Source organism: Streptomyces sp. TE5632 (assembly GCF_054061295.1).
Map to the genome: position 1 here is coordinate 2,348,244 of NZ_JBSSEA010000003.1, position 9,257 is coordinate 2,357,500.

The following is a 9,257-nucleotide window of genomic DNA, read 5'->3' on the forward strand; positions in this document are numbered from 1 at the left end:
GCCCGCGCGGGGACCAGCACGGCTACCGTCGTACATGGAGTACGTGGAGTACGAGGTGTTTCCGCACAACGCTGAGGGGGCGTACGCGGTATGAGTCTCGGAGACGAGCACGGGAACTCCGGTGGGTACGGCGGCACGGGCCAGACGCACACCCGCCTGCCGGAGGCCGACGTCAGCCCGTACGCCGGTGGGCGCAGAGGCGGCGGCCGTACGTCGTCGCGCAGCCTGGTCACGGTGGTCGGCGTGGTGGTGCTCCTGATCGCCGCGATCGCCTTCGCGAACCGTGGAGGAGACGATTCCTCCCCGGGCGCGGACAACGACTCCCCGAAGGCGGCGGCGACGGCCCCCTCCGGGGAGAAGCCCGTGCAGTCGGCGAACGCCGGCATCCCCTCAGGCTTCGCCCACAACCGCCAGGGAGCGGAAAGCGCGGCGGCGAACTACGCGGTGGCACTGGGCTCGGCCGAGATGTTCAACAAGAACCGGCGCGACGCCATATTGGGCACGGTGATCGTCCCCGCACGGGTCGCGGACTTCAAGGCCAGCCTGAACAAGGCGTACACGCCGGAGTTCAACAAGAACGTGGGCCTGAACGAAGACGGCACCACACCCAAGGGCGCCACGTTCGTCTCCCGTACAAGCCCGATCGGTACCAAGGTCATCGAGTCGTCCGCCAACGCCGCGACGGTCGAAGTCTGGTGCAGCGGCCTCCTGGGGCTCGCGGGCGAGAGCTCCACCAACCCGGTCACCAGCAGCTGGTTCACCATCACCATTCAGCTTGAGTGGACCAACGACGACTGGAAGATCGTGTCCCACTCCCAGAAGGATGGCCCCGCGCCGGTTCCCGGCGACGAGCGGGCCTCCAGCGCCGAAGAGATGGCGAAGACCGTCGAGGAGTACGGAGGGTTCACGTATGCCCGGTAATCGTCGCCTGCTCAAGCTGGCTGGCATCGTCACGGTCGTTCAGGCATCAGCCGTCCTCTTCGCCACGCGTGCCTTCGCAGAACCCACGCCGACACCGGCGGGCAGCAACGACCCCTGCGACCTGATCCACGGTCCCGCCAAGGACTACTGCGACCGCGGCGGAGGCGGCAGCGGCGGCTCCGGCGGAGCCGACCGCCTCAACGACCCCACCACCGCCCTCGACCCCCTCGCCGCCCTGGCAAGGGGCTGCGCCGATGCCGCGGCCTGGACGATAAAGAAGCTCAGTGCCGCCGTCGACGAGACGGCCGCCGTGGACTTCACCAACCCGACGTTCCGTCAGCAGTACGCCGTCGTCTTCGCGGCGTCGACGATCCTGACGCTGCTGCTGTGGCTGCTGGCCGTCGCCAAACGGGCCGTACGAGGCGTCCCCCTCACGACCGCCCTCTCGGAGGCCATCGGCTTCCTCTGGCTCACGGTCCTGGCCTCGGCGTTCACCCCGCTGATCCTCTACACCATCGTGTCGGCCACGGACAGCGTGACCGACGTCCTGGCGGCGGCGACGGGCAACCAGACGGACACGTTCTTCGGCACGTTCGCGGGCGCCCTGGAGAAGGGCGAGGGCATCGGCGGCGGCCCGATCATGCTGATCATCGTCTCGCTGGTGTCGATCCTCGCGGCCGGCGTCCTGTGGCTTGAGCTGGTCATCCGTGCGGCCCTGCTCTACGTGGGCGCGCTGCTCGGCACGGTCGTGTACGCGGGACTGGTCGACAAGAACCTGTGGGGGCACGTCCGGCGCTGGGCGGGCATCATGATCGCGGTGATCCTGGTGAAACCGGTCATCGTCATCGTGCTGGGCCTGGCGGGCGCGCTGTCCTCCGACGACGGGCCCAACGCGTTCTCCGCCGTGGTGTCGGGTCTGGCGATCATCCTGCTGGCCATCTTCGCCAGCGCGATGATCTACCGCTTCGTGCCGGGCTTCGGCGACGAGATCGCGAACTCCCGCAACAACCGCATCATGCAGGGCGCCGAGAGCAAGGCCGCCGCCGTCATGAGCTCCCCGGCGACCATGGTCGCGCAGGGCATCAAGACCCACAGCACCCGCGCCGACAGCAACGGAGGCGGCCAGTCCTCGTCGTCCGGCGGCGCGCGCCCCTCCAACCCCGCCTCCGGCGGAGTCGCCGCGCACAGCTCGCGCCCCTCGAACGGCGGCGGATCTGTCCCCTCCGCCGCACCCGCACCCCGCTCGGGCAGCCCGGTGACCACGCCGCACGCCGGCCGGAGCAACAGCAGCAGTACCAACAGCACGGGAGGTGAAGGGCGTTGACGACCGATTCCCACCTGTCCCATCCGGTCACGCCCCGCCGTACGTATCTGATCGGCCGGGCCCGGCCGAACGCGATCGTCGGCCGCAATCGGGAGACCGGGGAGATCGCGCTGATCGTCCTGGGCGCGTTCTTCGGCATGATGGCCGGTCTCCTCGTCCCCGTGCTGTCCCTGCGGATCGTGCTGCTCGCGGGCCTCCCGATGATCGCGCTGGCCGCCGTGTACGTGCCGTACCGGGGCCGCACGTTCTACAAGTGGTTCGAGATCAACCGGAGCTACCGGCGGACCGTGCGCCAGGGCACGACGTACCGCTCGGGTGTCGTGGAAGCGGGTACGCGGCTGGACGGCCGGGAGGTCGAGGTCGGGCCGCCGCCCGGGATCGGGCGGATCACCTGGCTCGCCGCCCCCTTCGGGCCCGACGAGATCGCCGTGCAACTGCACGCGGACCGCAAGACGGTCACCGCGGCCATCGAGATCGAGGGCCCCGGCGTGGGCCTGCGCGACTCCGAGGACCAGGAGGCCCTCGTCGACCGCTTCGGCACGCTGCTCAAGCACGTGGCGAACGGCGACGGCTTCGTGACCCGCATCCAGATGCTCGCCCGCACCCTGCCCGCCGACCCCGACGCGCACGCCAAGGACGTCTCCCTGCGCGGGGACGAGAAGGCGCCGCCGTGGCTCCAGCAGTCGTACGACCAGCTGCAGTCGATGGTGTCGACCAGCAGCGAACAGCACCGCGCCTACCTCGTCGCCTGCATGCACTACACGCGGGAGCTGGCCGCCGAGGCCAACGCGATGGCCCGCGCGGTGCGCACTCAGAGCCGCCGCAAGGTGGACCGGGACGCCGGACTGGCCGTCGTCATGGCCCGTGAGCTGACCGACATCTGCTCCCGGCTCCAGGAGGCCGACATCCGCGTACGGCAGCCGCTCGGCCAGAGCAGGCTGTCCTCGCTGATCCACTCCATGTACGACCCGGACCACCCGATCGACCACATCCAGGCGATGACCAAGCGCAACGCCTGGCCCGCCGAACTGGACGCCATGGAGCCCACCTACCTCCAGGCCAAGACCCGCGAGTCGTCCACCCGTGCCCCCTGGTGCCACGCCACGGCCTGGATCAAGGAGTGGCCGATGACCCCGGTGGGCGTCAACTTCCTCGCGCCCCTCCTCGTCCACACGCCGGACGTGATCCGTACCGTCGCCGTCACGATGGACCTGGAACCCACCGAGGTCGCCATCGAGCGCATGCTGACGGAGAAGACCAACGACGAGGCCGAGGCGTCCCGCGCCGCGAAGATGAACCGCACGGTCGACCCGCGCGACATCGCCGCGCACGGCCGGCTCGACCAGCGCGGCGAGGACCTCGCCAGCGGCGCGGCCGGCGTCAACCTCGTCGGCTACATCACCGTCTCCTCCCGCAATCCCGAGGCGCTGGCCCGCGACAAGCGGACCATCCGGGCCTCGGCCGGAAAGTCGTACCTGAAGCTGGAGTGGTGCGACCGCGAGCACCACCGCGCCTTCGTGAACACACTCCCGTTCGCCACCGGCATTCGAAGGTAGGGGCTGAGTCCGATGCGGGATCCGCTGTCCGTCGTCACCGACGCCTTCACGTCCTTCCTGTTCGGGAAGGTCGAGACGACACGGCTGCCGGTGCGCACGTCCACCGGCCAGGCGCAGGCCGTCTACCTGCCGACGGCCGCCCCCGGCCTCGGCGACTCCGGCGTCATCATCGGCCGCGAGGTCTACTCCGGCAAGGGCTACATCTACGACCCGTTCCAGCTCTACGGCCAGCAGCTGCCCGCGCCGCACTGGCTGGTCCTCGGCGAGTCCGGCAACGGCAAGTCGGCCCTGGAGAAGACGTACGTCCTGCGCCAGCTGCGCTTCCGTGACCGCCAGGTCGTCGTCCTGGACGCCCAGGGCGAGGACGGGGTCGGCGAATGGAACCTCATCGCGCAGGAGCTGGGGATCACCCCCATCCGGCTGGACCCGACGGCCGCCCTGAACCACGGCATCCGGCTCAACCCGCTCGATCCGACCATCACCACGACGGGCCAGCTCGCGCTGTTGCGCACCATCATCGAGGTCGCGATGGGGCACGGCCTGGACGAGCGCTCCGGCTTCGCCCTCAAGGTCGCACACGCCTACGTCACCGAGACGATCGTCGAACGCCAGCCGGTCCTCACCGACATCGTCGAGCGGCTGCGCCACCCCGAACCGGAGTCGGCGGAGGCGATGAACGTCGCCATAGACGACGTACGGGCCTGGGGCCTGGACGTCGCCCTGGTCCTCGACCGGCTCGTCGACGGCGACCTGCGCGGCATGTTCGACGGCCCGACGACGGTCGGCATCGACCTGGACGCGCCGCTGATCGTCTTCGACCTGTCCCACATCGACCGCAACTCCATCGCCATGCCGATCCTGATGGCGATCGTCGGCGTCTGGCTGGAGCACACCTGGATCCGACCCGACCGGAAGAAGCGCATCTTCCTGGTCGAGGAGGCCTGGCACATCATCAACAGCCCGTTCGTCGCCCAGCTGTTCCAGCGCCTGCTCAAGTTCGGGCGTCGGCTCGGCCTGTCCTTCGTCGCGGTCGTCCACCACCTGTCCGACGTGGTGGACGGCGCGGCGGCCAAGGAGGCGGCTGCCATCCTGAAGATGGCGTCGACCCGGACCATCTACGCCCAGAAGGCCGACGAGGCACGGGCGACGGGCAGAGTACTGGGCCTGCCCCGGTGGGCGGTGGAGATCATCCCCTCACTCACCCCGGGCATCGCGGTCTGGGACGTCAACGGCAACGTGCAGGTCGTCAAACACCTGATCACCGAGACCGAGCGCCCGCTGGTCTTCACCGACCGCGCGATGACCGAGTCCTCCGCCGACCTGCCCCACGACGCCCTGCTCGCCGCCGAACTGGAGGCGGAGGAGCGGGCGGCGGCCTTCGTGGAACAGCACGTCGGCGACTCCCGGTCGACGGTGGCGTGAGGGCGCCGGGGTGACAGGGAAGAGGAACAGCACGTGAGACCGGACGGTCACGGCCACAGCAGCGGACGCCATGGCCAGGGCGGAGTCCCGGACGGACTGCTGGTCGGGCTGCTCGCGTTCCTGCTCGGCATCACCCTGCTGGTCTGGACGGCCACCGGCCTCGCGGGCCTCGTCGCCCGCGGCTCCTGGCCGTCCGGCGTCACCTTCACCCGCACCCCGGTCGCCATGCGGCACCTCGTCGCCGAACCCCACGACATCCCGGGCGCCTGGCCGGACATCCCCGCCTCCGCCCTCTCGGGGTACGGGCTGTTCTGGGGCCTGTTCATCGGCCAGCTGATGCTGTTGCTGGTCCTCACCCTCTTCGTCCTGGGCACGGTGGCCCGGTGGCGGGCGGTACGGGCCCGGCGGAAGGCGGAGCGGGCGGCGGGCGCGACCGCGGCGCCGGAGCCTGTTCCGGAGCCGATCCAACACGAGGTACCGACACCGAGAGCAGCACCCGAGCCCGTACGAGAACGGGAGCGGGAAACGGCACCACTCCCCAGCACAGCACCACCCCAGGAGACCACCTTCACCGAAGCCCTCCCGCCCTCGGTGGCCTCCGCCCACCCGGTGTTCTACGGCTCCCCGGACACCCGGCACACCACCGCCGCCTCGGCCGTACGGGACGCGGAGGGCCCCACCCTCGTCGTCACCTCCAACCCCTCCCTCTGGGCGGAGACCAAGGACGCGCGGGCGAAGCTCGGCCCCACCCACCTCTACGACCCGACCCACCTCTGTGACACCCCGGCCCGCCTCCACTGGTCCCCCACGGCCGGCTGCGAGGACAAGGAGACGGCCGTCGCACGCGCCGCCGCCCTGCTGGCCCCGGTCCGCCCCGCCTCCCGGCTCGACGAGGCCGTCAGCGACACCGCTCAGACCCTTCTACGGAGTTACCTGCACGCCGCCGCCATCGACGGCCGCACCATCCGCCACGTCCACCGCTGGGCGCAGGGCAGCCAGGTCCAGGACGCGGTACGCGTGCTGCGGACCAACCCCAAGGCCGCTCCGGGCACCGCGGGCGAACTCGAGGCGACCCTCACCGCGTATCCGGAACGCCGGGACATCGCCCAGCAACTGACGACGCGTGCGCTGTCCGCCCTGTTCACGGTCAACATCCGCGAGGCATGCACTCCGAACCGAACTGATGCCCTCGCCCTGGATTCCTTCGTCCACGAAACGGGCACGCTTTATGTGGTGGGTGAATCCATCGAGGATCCCCGCACCCAGCCGGGTGCGATGCCGTTGCTGACGGCCCTCACCGCAAGCGTGGTCGAGCACGGCCGGCGCATGGCCGAACGGTCATCCTCCGGTCGGCTCGACCCACCATTCACGCTGGTCCTGGACGACGTGGCGGCCGTGGCCCCCCTCCCCCAGCTCCCGGAGCTCCTGACCACCGGCGCGGACCGGGGCATGCCCACCCTGGCCCTCCTCCGCTCCCGCGAACAGGCCCGCGCCCGCTGGCCTCACGACGAACTGCCGGTGTAGGCACCGCAGTTCAGCGCTCGACGACCATCTCCAGCTCGTGCTCGTCCGGCTTCCCCGCCAACGGCAGGGTCACCCCGCTCTCCACGAAGCCCGCCTTGCGGTAGAAGCCGAGGGCACGCGCGTTGTCCGGGTGCACGATGAGCCGCACCCGCTCCAACCCCACCCCCCACGCCCACTCCAGCGCGGCCTCGAACAGCGCCTTGGTGAGCCCGTTCCCCCGGTGCTCGGGCCGTACGAACACCCCGAGGAGATGCCCCTGCCGCCGCTCGACGGTGAACCCGGCCAAGTCCGTCGTACCGGGCTCCTCGACCAGTACGGCGACCGACCCCACCCAGGTGCCGTCCGCCGTTTCGGCGATGAACTGCCGCATCCCGTCCGCACCCTCGGCCGCACGCGCCGTCCGCTCCTGCCAGTACGTGTCGGGCCGCGTCACCGCCGTCTCGTACGTCTCCAGGAAGGCGATGTCCGCGACCGGGTCCCGCAACGCGATGAGCCGCAGCCCCTTCACCGCGGCCCACTCCTCGGCCCGCACCTGCCGGATCACATGGTCCTCGAAAGCGGTGCCGATCCCCGCCCCTGGACGCGTAGTAGTCATGCCGGCCACCGTAGTACCGGGGCGCCACCGCCCTCACCCGATTTACTGTCGGCGACCCCTTAAATGCAGAAAGCCCCGCACCATATCGGTGCGGGGCTCTCCCACAATTTGTTCGGCGGCGTCCTACTCTCCCACAGGGTCCCCCCTGCAGTACCATCGGCGCTCTGGGGCTTAGCTTCCGGGTTCGGAATGTAACCGGGCGTTTCCCCCACGCTATGACCACCGAAACACTATGAAACACTCAACCGCACCACACCACGGGCGTGGGGTCGTTCGTGGTTTCAGAACCAACACAGTGGACGCGAGCAACTGAGGACAAGCCCTCGGCCTATTAGTACCGGTCAACTCCACACCTTACGGCGCTTCCATATCCGGCCTATCAACCCAGTCGTCTACTGGGAGCCTTACCCCATCAAGTGGGTGGGAGCCCTCATCTCGAAGCAGGCTTCCCGCTTAGATGCTTTCAGCGGTTATCCCTCCCGAACGTAGCCAACCAGCCATGCCCTTGGCAGAACAACTGGCACACCAGAGGTTCGTCCGTCCCGGTCCTCTCGTACTAGGGACAGCCCTTCTCAAGACTCCTGCGCGCGCAGCGGATAGGGACCGAACTGTCTCACGACGTTCTAAACCCAGCTCGCGTACCGCTTTAATGGGCGAACAGCCCAACCCTTGGGACCGACTCCAGCCCCAGGATGCGACGAGCCGACATCGAGGTGCCAAACCATCCCGTCGATATGGACTCTTGGGGAAGATCAGCCTGTTATCCCCGGGGTACCTTTTATCCGTTGAGCGACGGCGCTTCCACAAGCCACCGCCGGATCACTAGTCCCGACTTTCGTCCCTGCTCGACCCGTCGGTCTCACAGTCAAGCTCCCTTGTGCACTTACACTCACCACCTGATTGCCAACCAGGCTGAGGGAACCTTTGGGCGCCTCCGTTACCCTTTAGGAGGCAACCGCCCCAGTTAAACTACCCATCAGACACTGTCCCTGATCCGGATCACGGACCCAGGTTAGACATCCAGCACGACCAGACTGGTATTTCAACGACGACTCCACCACCACTGGCGTGGCGGCTTCACGGTCTCCCAGCTATCCTACACAAGCCGAACCGAACACCAATATCAAACTGTAGTAAAGGTCCCGGGGTCTTTCCGTCCTGCTGCGCGAAACGAGCATCTTTACTCGTAGTGCAATTTCACCGGGCCTATGGTTGAGACAGTCGAGAAGTCGTTACGCCATTCGTGCAGGTCGGAACTTACCCGACAAGGAATTTCGCTACCTTAGGATGGTTATAGTTACCACCGCCGTTTACTGGCGCTTAAGTTCTCAGCTTCGCCACCCCGAAGAGTGACTGACCGGTCCCCTTAACGTTCCAGCACCGGGCAGGCGTCAGTCCGTATACCTCGCCTTACGGCTTCGCACGGACCTGTGTTTTTAGTAAACAGTCGCTTCTCGCTGGTCTCTGCGGCCACCCCCAGCTCACCGAGTAAATCGGATCACCGGTGATGGCCCCCCTTCTCCCGAAGTTACGGGGGCATTTTGCCGAGTTCCTTAACCATAGTTCACCCGAACGCCTCGGTATTCTCTACCTGACCACCTGAGTCGGTTTGGGGTACGGGCCGCCATGAAACTCGCTAGAGGCTTTTCTCGACAGCATAGGATCGTCCACTTCACCACAATCGGCTCGGCATCGGGTCTCAGACTACGTGTCAGGCGGATTTGCCTGCCTGACGTCCTACACCCTTACCCCGGGACAACCACCGCCCGGGCTGGACTGCCTTCCTGCGTCACCCCATCACTCACCTACTGCAGGTCTGGTCCGTCGGCTCCACCACTCCCCTTCACCCGAAGGATCCGGGGCGGCTTCACGGACTTAGCATCGCCTGGTTCGATGTCTGTCGCTTCACAGCGGG

At 68.0% G+C, this 9,257-nt stretch carries 6 protein-coding genes and 2 rRNA genes (1 of these 8 only partly in view); 5 read left to right on the top strand and 3 right to left on the bottom strand.

Annotated elements, in window-relative coordinates:
* Nucleotides 1-90 precede the first annotated feature (90 nt).
* Genes ACVW19_RS15845 through ACVW19_RS15865 form a run of 5 tightly spaced genes read left to right on the top strand, consistent with a single transcriptional unit; the run spans nt 91 to nt 6,747 of the window.
* On the top strand, nt 91-921 hold the full coding sequence (locus tag ACVW19_RS15845) for a hypothetical protein (protein ID WP_457460035.1): 831 nt from the start codon (nt 91-93) through the stop codon (nt 919-921).
* Nucleotides 911-2,245, top strand: a complete 1,335-nt coding sequence (locus ACVW19_RS15850) for a hypothetical protein (RefSeq protein WP_457460036.1) — start codon at nt 911-913, stop codon at nt 2,243-2,245. The genes ACVW19_RS15845 and ACVW19_RS15850 overlap by 11 nt, the downstream gene beginning before the upstream one ends.
* Entirely contained in the window at nt 2,242-3,801 is a 1,560-nt protein-coding gene (locus ACVW19_RS15855) for an SCO6880 family protein (protein WP_457460037.1), read from the top strand. Before ACVW19_RS15850 ends, ACVW19_RS15855 begins: the two co-directional genes overlap by 4 nt.
* Nucleotides 3,802-3,813: 12 nt before the next feature.
* Nucleotides 3,814-5,223, top strand: coding sequence for an ATP-binding protein (locus tag ACVW19_RS15860; RefSeq protein WP_457460038.1), 1,410 nt, complete (start codon nt 3,814-3,816; stop codon nt 5,221-5,223).
* Between the two features lie 33 nt (nt 5,224-5,256).
* Nucleotides 5,257-6,747 (top strand): TraM recognition domain-containing protein, encoded by a 1,491-nt coding sequence (locus ACVW19_RS15865; RefSeq protein WP_457460039.1) that lies wholly within the window; start codon nt 5,257-5,259, stop codon nt 6,745-6,747.
* 10 nt (nt 6,748-6,757) lie between these two features.
* Here ACVW19_RS15865 and ACVW19_RS15870 read toward each other — a convergent pair whose 3' ends face one another.
* The 3 genes from ACVW19_RS15870 to ACVW19_RS15880 form a co-directional block, all read right to left on the bottom strand.
* On the bottom strand, nt 6,758-7,342 hold the full coding sequence (locus ACVW19_RS15870) for a GNAT family N-acetyltransferase (protein WP_457460040.1): 585 nt from the start codon (nt 7,340-7,342) through the stop codon (nt 6,758-6,760).
* A gap of 110 nt (nt 7,343-7,452) precedes the next feature.
* Nucleotides 7,453-7,569, bottom strand: a 5S ribosomal RNA gene (rrf, locus tag ACVW19_RS15875).
* Nucleotides 7,570-7,653: 84 nt separating this feature from the next.
* A 23S ribosomal RNA gene (locus ACVW19_RS15880) occupies nt 7,654-9,257 on the bottom strand (it continues 1,518 nt past the right edge of the window).

What these genes read in the sequence shown, in the direction of transcription:
- ACVW19_RS15845 (WP_457460035.1), top strand. Translation starts at nt 91, where the DNA reads ATGAGTCTCGGAGACGAGCACGGGAACTCCGGTGGGTACGGCGGCACG.
- ACVW19_RS15850 (WP_457460036.1), top strand. Translation starts at nt 911, where the DNA reads ATGCCCGGTAATCGTCGCCTGCTCAAGCTGGCTGGCATCGTCACGGTC.
- ACVW19_RS15860 (WP_457460038.1), top strand. Translation starts at nt 3,814, where the DNA reads ATGCGGGATCCGCTGTCCGTCGTCACCGACGCCTTCACGTCCTTCCTG.
- ACVW19_RS15870 (WP_457460040.1), bottom strand. Translation starts at nt 7,342, where the DNA reads ATGACTACTACGCGTCCAGGGGCGGGGATCGGCACCGCTTTCGAGGAC.